General features: G+C 69.9%; 14 protein-coding genes. All 14 read right to left on the bottom strand.

Annotated features, from left to right (window positions below; genetic code table 11):
* Positions 1-31: 31 nt before the first annotated feature.
* The 14 genes from recQ to D581_RS0127860 all read right to left on the bottom strand — a co-directional run bounded on the left by recQ (position 32) and on the right by D581_RS0127860 (position 18,066).
* Positions 32-2,152 carry a DNA helicase RecQ gene (gene recQ, locus D581_RS0127925; protein WP_032753199.1) on the bottom strand — a complete coding sequence of 707 codons (2,121 nt, stop codon included), beginning with the start codon at positions 2,150-2,152 and terminating at the stop codon, positions 32-34.
* Positions 2,153-2,305: 153 nt separating this feature from the next.
* On the bottom strand, positions 2,306-3,970 hold the full coding sequence (nuoN, locus tag D581_RS0127920) for an NADH-quinone oxidoreductase subunit NuoN (RefSeq protein WP_026290978.1): 1,665 nt from the start codon (positions 3,968-3,970) through the stop codon (positions 2,306-2,308).
* Positions 3,967-5,538: an NADH-quinone oxidoreductase subunit M gene (locus D581_RS0127915; protein ID WP_018960448.1), complete on the bottom strand. Its 1,572-nt coding sequence runs from the start codon at positions 5,536-5,538 to the stop codon at positions 3,967-3,969. Before D581_RS0127915 ends, nuoN begins: the two co-directional genes overlap by 4 nt.
* Before the next feature lie 4 nt (positions 5,539-5,542).
* The gene (nuoL, locus tag D581_RS0127910) at positions 5,543-7,438 is read right to left on the bottom strand and encodes an NADH-quinone oxidoreductase subunit L (protein ID WP_018960447.1); all 1,896 of its coding nucleotides are present in this window, start codon (positions 7,436-7,438) and stop codon (positions 5,543-5,545) included.
* Positions 7,439-7,450: 12 nt separating this feature from the next.
* Positions 7,451-7,750 (bottom strand): NADH-quinone oxidoreductase subunit NuoK, encoded by a 300-nt coding sequence (nuoK, locus tag D581_RS0127905; RefSeq protein ID WP_018960446.1) that lies wholly within the window; start codon positions 7,748-7,750, stop codon positions 7,451-7,453.
* Complete coding sequence (locus tag D581_RS0127900) at positions 7,747-8,613, bottom strand: NADH-quinone oxidoreductase subunit J (RefSeq protein WP_018960445.1); 867 nt, start codon at positions 8,611-8,613, stop codon at positions 7,747-7,749. The genes nuoK and D581_RS0127900 overlap by 4 nt, the downstream gene beginning before the upstream one ends.
* Entirely contained in the window at positions 8,610-9,317 is a 708-nt protein-coding gene (nuoI, locus tag D581_RS0127895) for an NADH-quinone oxidoreductase subunit NuoI (protein WP_032753166.1), read from the bottom strand. The genes D581_RS0127900 and nuoI overlap by 4 nt, the downstream gene beginning before the upstream one ends.
* A complete protein-coding gene (nuoH, locus tag D581_RS0127890) occupies positions 9,310-10,713 on the bottom strand; it encodes an NADH-quinone oxidoreductase subunit NuoH (RefSeq protein WP_018960443.1) in 1,404 nt (467 codons plus the stop codon). Before nuoH ends, nuoI begins: the two co-directional genes overlap by 8 nt.
* On the bottom strand, positions 10,710-13,220 hold the full coding sequence (locus D581_RS0127885) for an NADH-quinone oxidoreductase subunit G (RefSeq protein WP_018960442.1): 2,511 nt from the start codon (positions 13,218-13,220) through the stop codon (positions 10,710-10,712). Before D581_RS0127885 ends, nuoH begins: the two co-directional genes overlap by 4 nt.
* Positions 13,217-14,599: an NADH-quinone oxidoreductase subunit NuoF gene (nuoF, locus tag D581_RS0127880; protein WP_199787844.1), complete on the bottom strand. Its 1,383-nt coding sequence runs from the start codon at positions 14,597-14,599 to the stop codon at positions 13,217-13,219. The genes D581_RS0127885 and nuoF overlap by 4 nt, the downstream gene beginning before the upstream one ends.
* Positions 14,596-15,435, bottom strand: coding sequence for an NADH-quinone oxidoreductase subunit NuoE (gene nuoE / locus D581_RS0127875; protein ID WP_018960440.1), 840 nt, complete (start codon positions 15,433-15,435; stop codon positions 14,596-14,598). Before nuoE ends, nuoF begins: the two co-directional genes overlap by 4 nt.
* Before the next feature lie 29 nt (positions 15,436-15,464).
* Positions 15,465-16,787 (bottom strand): NADH-quinone oxidoreductase subunit D, encoded by a 1,323-nt coding sequence (locus tag D581_RS0127870; RefSeq protein WP_026290977.1) that lies wholly within the window; start codon positions 16,785-16,787, stop codon positions 15,465-15,467.
* Positions 16,787-17,515, bottom strand: coding sequence for an NADH-quinone oxidoreductase subunit C (locus D581_RS0127865; RefSeq protein ID WP_018960438.1), 729 nt, complete (start codon positions 17,513-17,515; stop codon positions 16,787-16,789). The genes D581_RS0127870 and D581_RS0127865 overlap by 1 nt, the downstream gene beginning before the upstream one ends.
* On the bottom strand, positions 17,512-18,066 hold the full coding sequence (locus tag D581_RS0127860) for a NuoB/complex I 20 kDa subunit family protein (RefSeq protein ID WP_018960437.1): 555 nt from the start codon (positions 18,064-18,066) through the stop codon (positions 17,512-17,514). Before D581_RS0127860 ends, D581_RS0127865 begins: the two co-directional genes overlap by 4 nt.
* Position 18,067 lies beyond the last annotated feature (1 nt).

The following is an 18,067-nucleotide window of genomic DNA, read 5'->3' as shown; positions in this document are numbered from 1 at the left end:
CCGCCGCCCCTCCCCCACCGCCCGGTACGCCTCACTCGTACTCGGGCGGTTCCTCGTCCCAGCCGAACTCGGGGTCGCTGTGCTGCGGGGCCGGGGCTTGTGTTCGGGCCGGGGCGGTCGCCGGGCGCGACGCGGGGGCCGCCGCACGCGGTGCGGGAGCCGGGGCCGTCGCCGGGCGCGACGCGGGCACGGGAGCCGCGGGAGCGGCTGCGGGAGCCGGGGCCGGCGGTGCGGGAGCTTCCGCCGCCGCCCCCGGGGACGTCTGCGCCAGGACCTCCAGCACGCCCTCCCCGTACGTCGCGAGCTTCTTCTCGCCCAGGCCGCTGACGCCGCCCAGCTCCGCGAGCGAGGCCGGGTGCAGCGTCGCGATCTCGCGCAGCGTGGCGTCGTGGAAGATGACGTACGCCGGGACGCCCTGCTCCTTCGCCGTCGCCCCGCGCCAGGCGCGCAGCGCCTCGAAGACCGGGACCGCGGACTCGGGGAGATCGGCGGCGGCCGCCTTGCCCTTGGCGCCCTTGGCTCCGCCGACCGAGGACAACGACCGGGACGTCGGCTTCTTCGGCTCCTTGCGGAGCAGCACGTCCCGCTCCCGCCCCAGGACCGTCGCGCTCTCGTCGGTCAGGACCAGCGTGCCGTACTCCCCCTCGACCGCGAGCAGACCCTGGGCCAGCAGCTGGCGCACCACACCGCGCCACTCCGCCTCCGCCAGCTCCTCGCCGATGCCGAAGACGGAGAGCTGGTCGTGGTCGAACTGGATGACCTTGGCGGTCTTGCGGCCCAGCAGGATGTCGATGATCTGGCCGGCGCCGAACTTCTGGTTCCGTTCGCGCTTCAGCCGCACCACCGTGGAGAGCAGCTTCTGCGAGACGACCGTGCCGTCCCAGGTCTCCGGCGGGGCCAGGCAGGTGTCGCAGTTGCCGCAGGCGGGGGCCGTGGGCTCCTGGCCGAAGTAGGTCAGCAGCTGGGCCCGGCGGCACTGGACCGTCTCGCACAGGGCCAGCATCGAGTCCAGATGGGAGGCGGCCCGGCGGCGGAACGCCTCGTCGCCCTCGCCGCCCTGGATGAGCTTGCGCTGCTGGACGACGTCCTGGAGTCCGTACGCCATCCAGGCCGTCGACGGCTCCCCGTCACGGCCCGCGCGGCCGGTCTCCTGGTAGTACCCCTCGACGGACTTGGGGAGGTCGACGTGGGCGACGAAGCGGACGTCCGGCTTGTCGATGCCCATGCCGAACGCGATCGTCGCGACGACGACGAGCCCCTCCTCGCGGAGGAAGCGCGCCTGGTGGGTGGCGCGGGTCCCGGCGTCCAGGCCCGCGTGGTACGGCACGGCCTCCACGCCGTTGCGGCAGAGGTACTCCGCGATCTTCTCGGTGGAGTTGCGCGAGAGGCAGTAGACGATGCCCGCGTCCCCGGCGTGCTCCTCCTTGAGGAAGGTGAGGAGCTGCTTCTTGGGCTCGGACTTCGGCACGATCCGGTACTGGATGTTCGGCCGGTCGAAGCTCGCGACGAAGTGCTTCGCGTCCGGCATGCCGAGGCGCCGGGTGATCTCCTCGTGCGTGGCGTGGGTCGCGGTCGCCGTCAGGGCGATGCGCGGAACGTCCGGCCAGCGCTCGCCGAGCACGGACAGGGCCAGGTAGTCGGGGCGGAAGTCGTGGCCCCACTGGGCGACGCAGTGCGCCTCGTCGATCGCGAAGACGGAGATCTCGCCCCGGGCCAGCAGGGAGAGGGTGGAGTCCAGCCGCAGCCGCTCCGGCGCGAGATAGAGCACGTCCAGCTCGCCCGCGAGGAACTGCGCCTCCATCGAGCGGCGCTCGTCGAAGTCCTGCGTGGAGTTCATGAAGCCGGCCCGGACGCCGAGCGCCCGCAGGGCGTCGACCTGATCCTGCATGAGGGCGATCAGGGGGGAGACGACGACGCCGGTGCCCCGCCTGACCAGGGACGGGATCTGGTAGCAGAGGGACTTTCCCCCGCCGGTGGGCATGAGCACGACCGCGTCGCCGCCCGCCACCACATGCTCGATGACCGCGCCCTGCTCGCCGCGGAACGACTCGTACCCGAAGACGCGGTGCAGCGTCCGCCGCGCCTCGCTCTCACCGCCCGTGCCGCTCTCGCCGCCCGTGTCGGTGTCGGTCACCGTCCCGGTCACATCCATGGTCACACCCAATGCTCTGTCCCCCGAGGTCCGCACGCCCGGCCCTGTCCGTCCTGCTCTCGTCCCCGTCCACGATAGGCGGCGGCAACGACAACGCCGGACGGTCTGTGGATAACCGACCGCCCGGCGCTGCTCTCCTCCCTACCGCGCGGGCTACCGCACGAACACTCCCGCCTGGCTCGCCAGGTCCAGGAAGTACTGCGGGGCCAGGCCCAGCACCAGGGTGACGGCGACGCCGACCGCGATGGTCGTCATGGTCAGCGGGGACGGGACGGCGACCGTGGGGCCGTCCGCCTTCGGCTCGCTGAAGAACATCAGGACGATCACGCGGATGTAGAAGAACGCGGCGACGGCCGAGGAGAGCACACCGACGACGACCAGCCCGCCGGCCCCGCCCTCGGCGGCCGCCTTGAACACCGCGAATTTGCCGGAGAACCCGGAGGTCAGCGGGATGCCCGCGAAGGCCAGGAGGAACACCGCGAAGACCGCGGCGACCAGCGGCGAGCGCCGGCCGAGCCCGGCCCACTTCGACAGGTGGGTGGCCTCGCCGCCCGCGTCCCGCACCAGGGTGACGACGGCGAACGCGCCGACCGTCACGAAGGAGTAGGCCAGCAGGTAGAAGAGGACCGAGGAGATGCCCTCCGGACTGGCCGCGATGACGCCCGCGAGGATGAAGCCCGCGTGCGCGATCGAGGAGTAGGCCAGCAGCCGCTTGATGTCGGTCTGGGTGATCGCGACGACCGCGCCGCCCAGCATCGTGACGATGGCCACCCCCCACATGACCGGCCGCAGGTCCCAGGCGAGGCCCGGCAGCGCCACGTACAGCAGGCGCAGCATCGCGCCGAACGCCGCGACCTTCGTGGCGGCGGCCATGAAGCCGGTCACCGGCGTCGGGGCGCCCTGGTAGACGTCCGGGGTCCACATGTGGAACGGGATCGCACCGACCTTGAAGAGCAGGCCGACCAGGACCATCGCGCCGCCGATGAGCAGCAGCGCGTCGTTGCCCATGGTGTCGGCGAGGGCCGGGTCGATCTCCAGGACCGACCCGTCGACGACGTTGGCGATGTCGGCGTACGAGAGGGAGCCCGCGTAGCCGTAGAGGAGGGCGATACCGAAGAGGAAGAACGCCGAGGAGAACGCGCCGAGCAGGAAGTACTTCACGGCGGCCTCCTGCGACAGCAGCCGCTTGCGGCGGGCCACGGCGCACAGGAGGTAGAGCGGGAGGGAGAAGACCTCCAGCGCGATGAACAGGGTCAGCAGGTCGTTGGCGGCCGGGAAGACCAGCAGCCCCGCCACCGAGAAGAGGAGGAGCGGGAAGACCTCGGTGGTGGCGAAGCCGGCCCGGACGGCGGCCTTCTCGCCTTCACCGCCCGGTACGGCTCCGGCCTGGGCGGCGAAGGAGTCGACCCGGTTGCCGTGGGCGGTGGGGTCCAGTCGGCGCTCGGCGAAGGTGAACACCGCCACCATGGCGACCAGGAGAATGGTGCCCTGGAGGAACAGGGTGGGGCCGTCGATCGCGATGGCGCCCATGGCCACGATCCCGGCGTCCGTGGTGCCGTATCCGCCGGCCGCGAGGCCGACGATCGCGGCGAACGAGCCGGCGACCGCCACCACGGTCAGGAGGAGCTGGGCGTGGTAGCGGGCCCGGCGCGGCACGAAGGCCTCCACCAGGATGCCCAGGACGGCGGCGACCACGATGATCAGGACCGGCATCAGCTGGGTGTACTCGATCTTCGGCGCCGTGAACGTGCTGCCCGGTGCCGCCGATGTCACCCCGCTCGCCGTCGTCCACAGACTGTGGACAGCTGTTGCGCTCACTTGGCGGCCTCCACCTCGGGCTGGGGGTCCTTCTTCTGTACGTCGGACATGGTGTGCTCCACCGCCGGGTTGACGACCTCGGTGAGCGGCTTCGGGAAGACGCCCAGGAAGATCAGCACGGCGATCAGCGGAAGCGCGACCGCCAGCTCCCGGGCCCTGAGGTCCGGCATGGACCGGACCGATTCCTGCACCGGGCCGGTCATCGTGCGCTGGTAGAGGACCAGGACGTAGAGCGCGGCGAGCACGATGCCGGAGGTGGCGATGATGCCTGCCACCGGATAGGCGCTGAACGTGCCGACGAGGACCAGGAACTCACTGACGAACGGGGCGAGCCCCGGCAGCGACAAGGTCGCCAGACCGCCGATGAGGAAGGTGCCCGCCAGCACGGGGGCGACCTTCTGCACCCCGCCGTAGTCCGCGATGAGCCGTGATCCGCGCCGGGTGATGAGGAATCCGGCGACCAGCAGCAGCGCGGCCGTCGAGATCCCGTGGTTGACCATGTAGAGGGTGGCGCCCGACTGGCCCTGGCTCGTCATCGCGAAGATGCCCAGGATGATGAAGCCGAAGTGCGAGATCGAGGCGTAGGCGATGAGCCGCTTGATGTCGCGCTGGCCGACCGCGAGCAGCGCCCCGTACACGATGGAGACGAGCGCCAGGGTGATCACCACCGGCGTCGCCCACTTGCTGGCCTCCGGGAAGAGCCCGAGGCAGAAGCGGAGCATCGCGAAGGTGCCGACCTTGTCGACGATCGCGGTGATCAGCACGGCGACCGGCGCGGTCGCCTCGCCCATCGCGTTGGGCAGCCAGGTGTGCAGCGGCCAGAGCGGGGCCTTGATCGCGAAGGCGAGGAAGAACCCGAGGAAGAGCCACCGCTCGGTGCTGGTCGCCATCTCCAGGGAGCCGTTGGCCCGGGCCTCGGTGATCTCGGAGAGCGAGAAGCTGCCCGCGACCACGTACAGCCCGATGACGGCGGCCAGCATGATCAGGCCGCCGGCCAGGTTGTAGAGGAGGAACTTGACCGCCGCGTACGACCGCTGGGTCGCGGCGTTCTCGTCGGTGCCCGCGTGGGCCCGGTCGCCGAAGCCGCCGATGAGGAAGTACATCGGGATGAGCATGGCTTCGAACAGGATGTAGAAGAGGAAGACGTCGGTGGCGACGAACGACAGGATCACCATGGCCTCGACCATGAGGATCAGGGCGAAGAAGCCCTGTGTCGGACGCCAGCGCGAGGACTTCGTCTCCTGGGGATCGGCGTCGTGCCAGCCCGCGACGATGACGAACGGGATCAGCAGCGCGGTGAGGCCGAGGAGCGCCACCCCGATGCCGTCCACGCCCAGTTCGTAGCGGACGCCGAAGTCGGCGATCCAGGACCGGGACTCGGTGAGCTGGTAGCGGTCGCCGCCCGGTTCGAAGCGGAGGAAGACGACGGCCGCCAGGACGAGCGTGCCGAGGGAGAAGAGCAGCGCGAGCCATTTGGCCGCGGTGCGCCGCGCGGCGGGAACCGCGGCGGTGGCGATGGCGCCGATCGCCGGGAGCGCCGCCGTCGCGGTCAGGAGGGGAAAGGACATGTGATCAGACCGCCCTCATCAGCAGGGTCGCGGCGATGACGACCGCCGTACCGCCGAACATCGAGACCGCGTAGGTGCGGGCGTAGCCGTTCTGCAGCTTGCGCAGCCGGCCGGAGAGCCCGCCGACCGAGGCGGCCGTGCCGTTGACGACGCCGTCGACCAGGGAGTGGTCCACGTAGACCAGCGAGCGGGTGAGGTGCTCGCCGCCGCGGACCAGGACCACGTGGTTGAAGTCGTCCTGGAGGAGATCGCGGCGGGCGGCCCGGGTGAGGACCGAACCGCGCGGGGCGACGACGGGCACGGGCTTGCGCCCGTACATCGCCCAGGCGATCCCGACGCCGATGACCAGGGCCACCACGGTGGCTCCGGTGACCGTGGCCGCGCTCAGCGGGGCGTGCCCGTGGTCGTAACCGGTCACGGGCTCCAGCCAGTTGATGAACCGGTCGCCGATCGCGAAGAACCCGCCGGCGAAGACCGAGCCGAAGGCCAGCACGATCATCGGGATCGTCATCGACTTCGGGGACTCGTGCGGGTGCGGCTCGTGACCCTCCGCGTCCGGCTGCCAGCGCGCCTGACCGAAGAACGTCATCAGCATCACGCGCGTCATGTAGAACGCGGTGATCGCGGCGCCCAGCAGGGCCACGGAGCCGAGGATCCAGCCCTCGGTGCCGCCCTTGGCGAAGGCCGCCTCGATGATCTTGTCCTTGGAGAAGAAGCCGGACAGGCCGGGGAAGCCGATGATGGCCAGATAGCCGAGACCGAAGGTGACGAAGGTGACCGGCATGTACTTCCGCAGACCGCCGTACTTGCGCATGTCGACCTCGTCGTTCATGCCGTGCATGACGGAGCCCGCGCCGAGGAAGAGTCCGGCCTTGAAGAAGCCGTGCGTCACCAGGTGCATGATCGCGAAGATGTAGCCGATGGGGCCGAGGCCCGCGGCCAGGATCATGTAGCCGATCTGCGACATCGTGGAGCCGGCCAGGGCCTTCTTGATGTCGTCCTTCGCGCAACCGACGATCGCACCGAAGATCAGCGTGACCGCGCCGACGATGACGACGACCATCTGGGCGTCCGGGGCGGCGTTGAAGATCGCGCCGGAGCGGACGATCAGATAGACACCGGCGGTGACCATGGTCGCGGCGTGGATGAGGGCGGAGACCGGGGTCGGGCCCTCCATCGCGTCGCCGAGCCAGGACTGCAGCGGCACCTGGGCCGACTTGCCGCAGGCGGCCAGGAGCAGCATCAGCCCGATGGCGGTCAGCTTGCCCTGGCTCGTCTCGTCCGCCGACTCCAGCACCGGCCCGAAGGCGAAGGTGCCGAAGGTGGTGAACATCAGCATGATGGCGATCGACAGGCCCATGTCGCCGACCCGGTTGACCAGGAAGGCCTTCTTCGCGGCGGTGGCCGCGGTGGGCTTGTGCTGCCAGAAGCCGATGAGCAGGAACGACGCCAGACCGACGCCCTCCCACCCGACGTACAGCAGGAGGTAGTTGTCGGCGATGACCAGGATGAGCATCGCCGCGAGGAACAGGTTGAGATAGCCGAAGAAGCGGCGCCTGCGCTCGTCGTGCTCCATGTAACCGATGGAGTAGATGTGGATCAGCGTGCCCACACCGGTGATGAGCAGGACGAACGTCATCGACAGCTGGTCGAGCTGGAAGGCGATGTCGGCCTGGAAGCCCTCCACCGGAATCCAGCTGAACAGGTGCTGGTGCAGGGCCCGGTCCTCGGCGTCCTTCCCCAGCATGTCGGTGAACAGGATCAGTCCGACGACGAACGAGGCGCCGGCCAGGACGGTGCCGAGCCAGTGGCCGGTCTTGTCCAGGCGGCGTCCGCCGCAGAGCAGGACCGCCGCTCCGAGCAGGGGCGCCGCGACGAGCAGCGCAATCAGGTTCTCCACGTTTCCGACCCCTTACAGCTTCATCAGGCTGGCGTCGTCGACCGAGGCCGAGTGGCGGGAGCGGAACAGCGACACGATGATCGCGAGTCCGACGACGACTTCCGCGGCGGCGACGACCATCGTGAAGAAGGCGACGATCTGCCCGTCGAGGTTGCCGTGCATCCGGGAGAACGTGACGAGCGCCAGATTGCAGGCGTTGAGCATCAGCTCGACGCACATGAACAGCACGATCGTGTTTCGCCTGATCAGCACCCCGGAGGCGCCGATCGCGAACAGCAGGGCCGCGAGGTAGAGGTAGTTGACCGGGTTCACTTGGCGGCCTCCGAATTCTCCGCCGCGGACGGGGGATTGGCTCCGCGCGCCACGGCGTCCGCGTCCTCACGTCCGAGCCGCTCCCCGGAGCGCTGCTCCAGGGCCTTGAGATCGGCGAGGGACTGCTGCGATACGTCACGGATCTGACCGCGCTGGCGCAGCGTCTGCATGACCGTGAGCTCGGACGGGGTGCCGTCGGGAAGCAGCCCGGGGATGTCCACCGCGTTGTGCCGGGCGTAGACGCCGGGGGCGGGCAGCGGCGGGAGGTGCTTGCCGCGCACGCGCTCCTCGGACATCTCCCGCTGGGTCTTGGCCCGTTCGGTGCGCTCGCGGTGCGTGAGCACCATCGCGCCGACCGTCGCGGTGATCAGCAGGGCGCCGGTGATCTCGAAGGCGAAGACGTACTTGGTGAAGATGAGGTTGGCGATTCCCTCGACGTTGCCGCCGTGTTGCGCGTTGGCCGCGCCGAGCCCGTTGAAGGTGCTCAGGGAGGCGTTGCCGATGCCCGCGATCAGCAGCACGGCGAACCCGAGAGCGCACCCGAGGGCCAGCCAGCGCTGCCCCTTGAGGGTCTCCTGGAGGGAGTCGGCGGCGGTGACGCCGACGAGCATGACGACGAAGAGGAACAACATCATGATCGCGCCGGTATAGACGACGATCTGGACGATGCCGAGGAAATACGCGCCGTTGGCGAGGTAGAAGACCGCGAGGACGATCATGGTCCCGGCGAGCGAGAGGGCGCTGTGCACGGACTTCTTCATCAGCACCGTGGAGAGCGCGCCGATCACGGCGACGGTGCCCAGGATCCAGAACTGGATGGCCTCGCCGGTCGAGGTGGCGGTGGCTGCGGCCAGCGCGTTCACTCCCCCACCCCCTTGTCCGGCCGGGTGGCGTCGGCGGCCCGGGTGGACTCGATGGGGTCCTCGTCGGGCTTGTCGCCCTCGCCCTTGGACACGGCCGTCTGACGGACCGTGCCGGGGGCGGCCTCGGTGACCACGCCCCGGTAGTAGTCCTGCTCGTCCATGCCGGGGAAGATCGCGTGCGGGCTGTCGACCATGCCCTCCTCCAGACCCGCGAGCAGCTCGTCCTTGGTGTAGATGAGGCTCTCGCGGGTGGTGTTGGCCAGCTCGAACTCGTTCGTCATCGTCAGCGCCCGGGTGGGGCAGGCCTCGATGCAGAGTCCGCACAGGATGCAGCGCGCGTAGTTGATCTGGTAGACGCGGCCGTAGCGCTCTCCCGGGGAGTAGCGCTCCTCCTCGGTGTTGTCCGCGCCCTCCACGTAGATCGCGTCCGCCGGGCAGGCCCAGGCGCACAGCTCGCAGCCGACGCACTTCTCCAGACCGTCCGGGTGGCGGTTGAGCTGGTGGCGGCCGTGGAAGCGGGGCGCCGTCACCTTCGGCGTCTCCGGATACTGCTCGGTGAGCCGCTTCTTGAACATGGCCTTGAAGGTCACGCCGAAGCCGGCCACGGGGTTCTGGAACTTCTCCCCCGACTCCCCTGCCTGCCCCGCCTGGCCCGAGGACCCAGCGGATCCCGATGAGCCCGTGAGCTCTGGTTTCTCAGACACCGCCGGCCTCCTTTCCGTCACTCGCGCTTTCGTCACTCTGAGTATCGGTCCCACCACTGACAACGAGCTCCCGCTCCCGTCGTGGTGTGCGCCTGGGCACCGGCGGCAGGGTCTGGCCGGGCAGCGGAGGCACCGGGAACCCGCCCGCCATCGGGTCGAAGGCTGGTTCCGGTCCGGCCGCTTCCTCCTCGGCCCGGTTCCTGCGGTCGCGGAACATGTCGACGACGAACGAGATCAGCAGGATCGCGATCACGGCCGCACCGACGTACAGCACGATCCGGGAGAAGTCGTAGCCCTCGTTGCGCAGGGCGCGGACGGTGGCGACGAGCATCAGCCAGACGACCGAGACCGGGATGAGGACCTTCCAGCCCAGCTTCATCAACTGGTCGTAGCGGACCCGGGGAAGCGTGCCGCGCAGCCAGATGAAGAAGAAGATCAGCACCTGGAGCTTCAGGAAGAACCAGAGCATCGGCCACCAGCCGTGGTTCGCTCCCTCCCAGAAGGCGGAGATCGGGTACGGGGCCCGCCAGCCGCCGAGGAACAGCGTCACCGCGATCATCGACACGGTCACCATGTGGATGTACTCGGCGAGCATGAACATCGCGAACTTGATGGAGCTGTACTCGGTGTTGAACCCGCCGACCAGGTCGCCCTCGGACTCCGGCATGTCGAACGGCGCCCGGCTGGCCTCACCGACCATGGTCACCATGTAGATGATGAACGAGACCGGCAGCAGCATGATGTACCAGCGGTCCGCCTGCGCCTCCACGATCGTCGAGGTGGACATCGACCCGGAGTAGAGGAAGACCGAGGCGAAGGCCGCGCCCATGGCGATCTCGTACGAGATCATCTGGGCGGACGAACGGATTCCGCCGAGCAGGGGGTAGGTCGAGCCCGAGGACCAGCCGCCGAGGACGAAGCCGTACACGCCGACCGCGCCGACCGCGAGGATGTAGAGCGCGGCGATCGGGAGGTCGGTGAGCTGCATCGTGGTGCGCTGCCCGAAGATCGAGACCTCGTTGCCCGCCGGGCCGAAGGGGATCACCGCGATCGCCATGAAGGCCGGGATCGCGGCGAGGATCGGCGCGAGGACGTAGACCGCCTTGTCCGCGCGCTTGACGATCACGTCTTCCTTCAGCATCAGCTTGATGCCGTCGGCGAGCGACTGGAGCAGCCCCCAGGGACCGTGCCGGTTGGGGCCGACGCGCAGCTGCATCCAGGCGACGACCTTGCGCTCCCACACGATGGAGAACAGCACGATCAGCATCAGGAACGCGAAGCAGAAGACCGCCTTGATGACGACGAGCCACCAGGGGTCGGTGCCGAACATCGAGAGATCCTCGGCGGCGAGGACGACGCTCTCGGGCGCCGTCGTGAATGCGGCGAGGCCAGTCACGCTCGTACCTCCGATGGTTCGACGGGAGCACCCGGTGCGGCGGCGGGGCCGATCCGCACCAGGCCGCCCGGGTTCGCGCCGGTGTCGGCGGGGATGCCGCGCCCCACCGAGTTCAGCGGCACCCAGACCACCCGGTCCGGCATGTCGGTGACCGCGAGGGGCAGTTCGACGGTGCCCGCGGGGCCGGTGACGGCGAGCAGGTCGCCGTCCTTGACGCCGGACTCGGCGGCGGTGACCGCCGAGAGCCGGGCGACGGCCGCGTGCCGGGTCCCGGCGAGGGCGGTGTCGCCCTCCTGGAGCCGGCCGAGGTCGAGCAGCATCCGGTGGCCCGCGAGGACCGCCTCGCCGTCGCCGGGCCGGGGCAGCGGCCGGGCGCTCTCGCGCGGGTCCTCGGCGTGGCCGCCCTCCCAGCCGCCGAGCCGGTCCAGCTCGCGGCGGGCGGCGGTCAGGTCCGGCAGGGCGAAGTGCACGTCCATGGCGTCGGCCAGCATGTGCAGCACCCGGGAGTCCGTCGGCGCCAGCGTCCGGGGCATCTGCTCCGGCTTGAGCGCCGCCTGGAACATCCGGACCCGGCCCTCCCAGTTGAGGAAGGTGCCGGACTTCTCCGCGACGGCGGCGACCGGGAAGACCACGTCCGCCCGGGCGGAGACCGCGCTCGGCCGCAGTTCCAGCGAGACCAGGAAGCCGACCCCGTTCAGCGCCTGGAGGGCGCGGTTCGGGTCGGGCAGGTCCTCGACGCCGACCCCGGCGACGAGGAGCGCACCCAGTTCGCCGGTGGCCGCGGCCTCGACGATCTGGCCGGTGTCGCGGCCGTGGCGGGCGGGCAGTTCGGCCACGCGCCACACCTCCGCGACCTCCTCGCGGGCCCGCGGGTCGGTGGCCGGGCGGCCGCCGGGCAGCAGGGTGGGGAGCGCGCCCGCCTCCACCGCGCCCCGGTCGCCCGCCCGGCGCGGGATCCACACCAGGCGTGCGCCGGTGGCGGTGGCGGTGCGGACGGCGGCGGACAGCGCACCGGGCACTCCGGCGAGCCGTTCACCGACGATGATCAGGGAGTGCTCGGCGCGGAGCGCCTCGGCCGCGGCGGCCCCTTCGGCCTCCAGGCCGACGCCGCCCGCGAGCGCGTCCAGCCACTCGGTCTCGGTGCCGGGGGCGGCGGGCAGCAGCGTGCCGCCCGCCTTCACCAGGCCCCGGGTGGCGTGCGAGGCGAGCGCGAAGGTCTTCTGGCCGCTCTTGCGGTGGGCCTTGCGCAGCCGCAGGAAGACGCCGGGCGCCTCCTCCTCGGACTCGAACCCGACGAGCAGGACCGCGGGGGCCTTCTCCAGCGCGGTGTACGTGACCCCCTCGCCGTCCAGGTCCCGGCCGCGTCCGGCGACCCGGGCGGCCAGGAAATCGGCCTCCTCGGCGCTGTGCACCCGGGAGCGGAAGTCGATGTCGTTGGTGTCGAGGGCGACCCGGGCGAACTTGCTGTACGCGTAGGCGTCCTCGACGGTCAGCCGGCCGCCGGTCAGGACGCCGGTACGGCCGCGGGCGGCGAGGAGCCCGGCCGCCGCGGCTTCCAGGGCCTCGGGCCAGCTCGCCGGTTCCAGCTCGCCGTCGGCGTTGCGTACCAGCGGGGTGGTGAGCCGGTCGCGCTGCTGGGCGTAACGGAAGCCGAACCGCCCCTTGTCGCAGAGCCACTCCTCGTTGACCTCGGGCTCGTTGGCCGCGAGGCGGCGCATGACCTTGCCGCGCCGGTGGTCGGTCCGGGTCGAGCAGCCGCCCGCGCACTGCTCGCACACCGAGGGGGTGGAGACCAGGTCGAAGGGGCGGGAGCGGAAGCGGTACGCCGCCGAGGTGAGCGCGCCGACCGGGCAGATCTGGATGGTGTTGCCGGAGAAGTACGACTCGAAGGGGTCGCCCTCGCCGGTGCCGACCTGCTGGAGGGCGCCGCGCTCGATCAGCTCGATCATCGGGTCGCCCGCCACCTGGTTGGAGAACCGGGTGCAGCGCGCGCAGAGCACGCACCGCTCGCGGTCCAGCAGCACCTGGGTGGAGATCGGGACGGGCTTCTCGAACGTCCGCTTCTTGCCCTCGAAGCGGGAGTCGGCGCCGCCGTGCGACATCGCCTGGTTCTGGAGCGGGCACTCGCCGCCCTTGTCGCAGACGGGGCAGTCCAGCGGATGGTTGATCAGCAGCAGCTCCATCACGCCCTTCTGCGCCTTCTCGGCGACAGGAGAGGTGATCTGCGACTTGACGACCATGCCGTCGGTGCAGGTGATGGTGCAGGAGGCCATCGGCTTGCGCTGGCCCTCGACCTCGACGATGCACTGGCGGCAGGCGCCGGCGGGGTCGAGGAGCGGGTGGTCGCAGAAGCGCGGGATCTCGATGCCGAGGAGCTCCGCGGCGCGGATGACCAGGGTCCCCTTGGGGACGCTGATCTCGATGCCGTCGATGGTCAGCGTGACCAGGTCCTCGGGCGGGATCGCCGCCTCGCCGCCCCCGGAGGGCGCACTCGTGGTGACTGTCATGCGTTCACCCCCCGGTGAGCGTTCTTGCCGTCGGTGTTCTTGTCGTCGGCCCAGGCCGTGGACCGGGCGGGGTCGAAGGGGCAGCCCTTGCCGGTGATGTGCTGCTCGTACTCCTCGCGGAAGTACTTGAGCGAGGAGAAGATCGGCGAGGCCGCGCCGTCGCCGAGCGCGCAGAACGACTTGCCGTTGATGTTGTCGGCGATGTCGTTGAGCTTGTCGAGGTCGGCCATCTCGCCCTTGCCGGCCTCGATGTCGCGGAGCAACTGGACCAGCCAGTACGTCCCTTCGCGGCAGGGTGTGCACTTGCCACAGGACTCGTGGGCGTAGAACTCGGTCCAGCGGGTGACGGCCCGCACGACGCAGGTCGTCTCGTCGAAGCACTGGAGCGCCTTGGTGCCGAGCATGGACCCTGCGGCGCCGACGCCCTCGTAGTCGAGGGGGACGTCGAGGTGCTCCTCGGTGAACATCGGGGTGGAGGAGCCGCCCGGGGTCCAGAACTTCAGGCGGTGCCCGGACCGGATGCCGCCGCTCATGTCGAGGAGCTGGCGCAGCGTGATGCCGAGCGGGGCCTCGTACTGGCCGGGGCTGGTGACGTGGCCGCTGAGCGAGTAGAGCGTGAAGCCCGGGGACTTCTCGCTGCCCATCGACTTGAACCAGTCCTTACCCTTGTTCAAAATCGCGGGAACCGAGGCGATGGACTCGACGTTGTTCACGACAGTGGGGCAGGCGTACAGACCGGCGACCGCAGGGAAGGGGGGCCGCAGCCGGGGCTGGCCACGCCGTCCTTCGAGAGAGTCGAGCAGCGCGGTTTCCTCACCACAGATGTACGCACCGGCGCCCGCGTGCACCGTGAGTTCCAGATCGAGTCCTGAGCCCAGGATGTTCGTCCCCAGATAACCCGCCTCGTACGCCTCTCGTACGGCCTCGTGCAGTCGTCGCAGCACGGGGACGACCTCACCGCGCAGATAGATGAACGCGTGCGACGAACGGATCGCGTAACAGGCGATCACGATGCCCTCGATGAGGCTATGTGGGTTCGCGAAGAGGAGCGGGATGTCCTTGCAGGTCCCCGGCTCCGACTCGTCGGCGTTGACAACTAGATAGTGCGGTTTGCCGTCGCCCTGCGGGATGAACTGCCACTTCATCCCGGTGGGGAAGCCCGCGCCGCCGCGTCCGCGCAGACCGGAGTCCTTGACGTACGCGATGAGGTCGTCGGGCGCCATGGCGAGTGCCTTGCGCAGCCCTTCGTAGCCCTCGTGGCGGCGGTAGGTGTCCAGGGTCCAGGAGTCGGGCTGGTCCCAGAAGGCGGAGAGGACCGGTGCGAGCAGCTTCTCGGGGCTCGTCCCGTTGTGGTCGATCTCGGCGGCCAAGGTCATCACTCCCCCTCCTCGGCTGCGGGCCCGGCCGGGTGCTCCGGGTCGGAGGCCGAGGTCTGCTGCGGTGCGTCGTGCGAGCTGAGGTGCTCGGACGGCGAAGGGTCGTGCGGTTGCGCGTCCTGGGGCTGCGCGTCCTGGGGCTGTCCGGCGCGCGGGGAGACCACGCGCGCCTGCGGGAGCGCCTCGCCCTTGGCGAGCTTCAGCCCGACGAGGGAGGCGGGGCCCGCGCCGCCGGTCGCCTCGACGGCGCCGGGCCGCTCGTCGGGGAAGCCGGCCAGGATGCGGGCCGTCTCCTTGTACGAGCAGATCGGCGCGCCGCGGGTGGGCTCGACGGTCCGGCCGGCGATCAGGTCGTCGACGAGTTGCGTGGCGCTCTGCGGCGTCTGGTTGTCGAAGAACTCCCAGTTGACCATCACGACGGGCGCGAAGTCGCAGGCGGCGTTGCACTCGATGTGTTCGAGGGTGACCTTGCCGTCGTCGGTGGTCTCGTTGTTGCCGACGCCGAGGTGCTCCTTGAGCGTGTCGAAGATGGCGTCGCCGCCCATGACCGCGCACAGGGTGTTGGTGCAGACGCCGACCTGGTAGTCGCCGCTGGGCCTGCGCCGGTACATGGAGTAGAAGGTCGCGACGGCGGTGACCTCGGCGGTGGTGAGGTCGAGCGTCTCGGCGCAGAAGGCCATGCCCGTACGGGAGACGTATCCCTCCTCTGACTGCACGAGGTGCAGCAGCGGCAGGAGGGCGGAGCGGCTGCCGGGGTAGCGGGCGAGCACCTCCTTGGCGTCCGCGTCGAGCCGGGCGCGCACCTCGGCCGGGTAGGGGGTGGCGGGGAGCTGCGGCATCCCCAGACTGACGTCTTGGCGCGATGTGGTCACCGGTCGACGCCTCCCATCACGGGGTCGATGGACGCGACGGCGACGATGACGTCGGCGACCTGGCCGCCTTCGCACATCGCCGCCATGGCCTGGAGGTTGGTGAAGGACGGGTCGCGGAAGTGGACCCGGTAGGGGCGGGTGCCGCCGTCGGAGACGACGTGCACGCCGAGTTCGCCCTTGGGGGACTCGACGGCGGTGTACACCTGACCGGCCGGGACCCGGAAGCCCTCGGTCACCAGCTTGAAGTGGTGGATCAGGGCTTCCATGGAGGTACCCATGATGTTCCGGATGTGGTCGAGCGAGTTGCCGAGTCCGTCCGGGCCGAGGGCGAGCTGGGCGGGCCAGGCGATCTTCTTGTCGGCGACCATGACCGGCCCGGGCTCCAGGCGGTCGATGCACTGCTCGATGATGCGCAGCGACTGGCGCATCTCCTCCAGGCGGATCAGGAAGCGCCCGTAGGAGTCGCAGGTGTCGGCGGTCGGGACCTCGAAGTCGTAGGTCTCGTAGCCGCAGTACGGGTCGCTCTTGCGCAGGTCGTGCGGGAGCCCGGCGGAGCGCAGCACCGGGCCGGTGGCGCCGAGCGCCATGCAGCCGGTGAGGTCGAGGTAGCCGACGTCCTTCATCCGGGCCTTGAAGATCGGGTTGCCGGTGGCGAGCTTGTCGTACTCCGGCAGGTTCTTCTTCATGGTCTTGATGAACTCGCGCAGCTGGTCGACCGCGCCCGGGGGCAGGTCCTGGGCGAGGCCGCCGGGGCGGACGAACGCGTGGTTCATCCGCAGGCCGGTGAAGAGCTCGAAGAGGTCGAGAACCAGTTCACGATCGCGGAAACCGTAGATCATGATCGTGGTCGCGCCGAGCTCCATGCCGCCGGTGGCGATGCACACGAGGTGCGAGGCGAGCCGGTTGAGCTCCATCAGCAGGACGCGCAGGACGGTGGCCCGGTCGGGGATCTGGTCCTCGATGCCGAGGAGCTTCTCGACGCCCAGGCAGTACGCCGTCTCGTTGAAGAACGGCGTCAGGTAGTCCATCCGCGTGACGAAGGTGGTGCCCTGGGTCCAGTTGCGGAATTCGAGGTTCTTCTCGATGCCGGTGTGGAGGTAGCCGATGCCGCAGCGGGCCTCGGTGACGGTCTCGCCGTCGATCTCCAGGATGAGGCGCAGCACGCCGTGCGTGGACGGGTGCTGGGGGCCCATGTTGACGATGATGCGCTCGTCGTCGGACTTCACCGCGGATTCGACGACCTCGTCCCAGTCGCCGCCGGTGACTGTATATACAGTCCCCTCGGTCGTGGTACGGGGCGTTGCATGGGGAGTGGTCATCAGGAGTACGACCTCCGCTGGTCCGGAGCCGGGATCTGGGCGCCCTTGTACTCGACGGCGATGCCGCCGAGCGGGTAGTCCTTGCGCTGCGGGAAGCCCTGCCAGTCGTCCGGCATCATGATCCGGGTCAGGGCCGGGTGCCCGTCGAAGACGAGCCCGAAGAAGTCGTACGCCTCGCGCTCGTGCCAGTCGTTGGTCGGGTAGATCTCGACGAGCGACGGGACGTGCGGGTCGCTGTCCGGGGCGGAGACCTCCAGCCGGATCAGCCGGCCGTGGGTGAGGGACCGCAGGTGGTAGACGGCGTGCAGCTCGCGGCCCTTGTCGCCCAGGAAGTGGACGCCGCTCACGCCCGTACAGAGTTCGAAGCGCAGGGCGGGGTCGTCGCGCAGGGTGCGGGCGACCTGGACCAGGTGCTCGCGGGCGATGTGGAAGGTCAGCTCGTCGCGGTCGACGACCGTCTTCTCGATGGCGTTGGAGGGGAGCAGGTCCTGTTCCTCCAGGGCCCCTTCCAGCTCGTCGGCCACCTCGTCGAACCAGCCGCCGTACGGCCGGGAGGCGGCTCCCGGCAGGGTGATGGTGCGAACGAGGCCGCCGTAGCCGGAGGTGTCGCCGCCGTTGTTCGCGCCGAACATGCCCTTGCGGACGCGGATGACCTCGCCGCCGGTGTCGCGCGGGGCGGGTACGGCGTTGCCGTTCTGCTCGCCGTTCGCGTCGGAGTTCTCGGTCACCGCAGCAGCCCCTTCATCTCGATCAGGGGCAGTGCCTTGAGGGCCGCTTCCTCCGCCTCGCGGGCGGCCTCCTCCGCGTTGACCCCGAGTTTGCCGTTCTGGATCTTCTGGTGGAGCTTGAGGATGGCGTCCAGCAGCATCTCGGGGCGAGGCGGACAACCCGGCAGATAGATGTCGACCGGGACAATATGATCAACACCCTGCACAATGGCGTAATTGTTGAACATGCCACCCGATGACGCACAAACCCCCATGGAGATGACCCACTTGGGATTCGGCATCTGGTCGTAGACCTGCCGCAGGACGGGCGCCATCTTCTGGCTCACCCGTCCCGCGACGATCATCAGGTCCGCCTGTCGCGGCGATCCGCGGAAGACCTCCATCCCGAACCGGGCCAGGTCGTAGCGGCCCGCGCCGGTCGTCATCATCTCGATGGCGCAGCAGGCCAGTCCGAACGTGGCCGGGAAGACGGACGACTTCCGCACCCAGCCCGCGGCCTGCTCGACCGTGGTCAGAACGAAGCCGCTCGGCAGTTTCTCTTCGAGTCCCATG

This window comes from Streptomyces sp. CNB091, assembly GCF_000377965.1.
Note: the sequence above shows the minus strand (reverse complement) of the source record. Positions and strands in the feature narration are given on the sequence as shown.

Coding starts and splice junctions, on each gene's coding strand:
- D581_RS0127870 (WP_026290977.1), bottom strand. CDS start 16,787: ATGACCACTCCCCATGCAACGCCCCGTACCACGACCGAGGGGACTGTA.
- D581_RS0127860 (WP_018960437.1), bottom strand. CDS start 18,066: ATGGGACTCGAAGAGAAACTGCCGAGCGGCTTCGTTCTGACCACGGTC.
- nuoE (WP_018960440.1), bottom strand. CDS start 15,435: ATGCCGCAGCTCCCCGCCACCCCCTACCCGGCCGAGGTGCGCGCCCGG.
- D581_RS0127885 (WP_018960442.1), bottom strand. CDS start 13,220: ATGACAGTCACCACGAGTGCGCCCTCCGGGGGCGGCGAGGCGGCGATC.
- D581_RS0127915 (WP_018960448.1), bottom strand. CDS start 5,538: ATGTCCTTTCCCCTCCTGACCGCGACGGCGGCGCTCCCGGCGATCGGC.
- recQ (WP_032753199.1), bottom strand. CDS start 2,152: ATGGATGTGACCGGGACGGTGACCGACACCGACACGGGCGGCGAGAGC.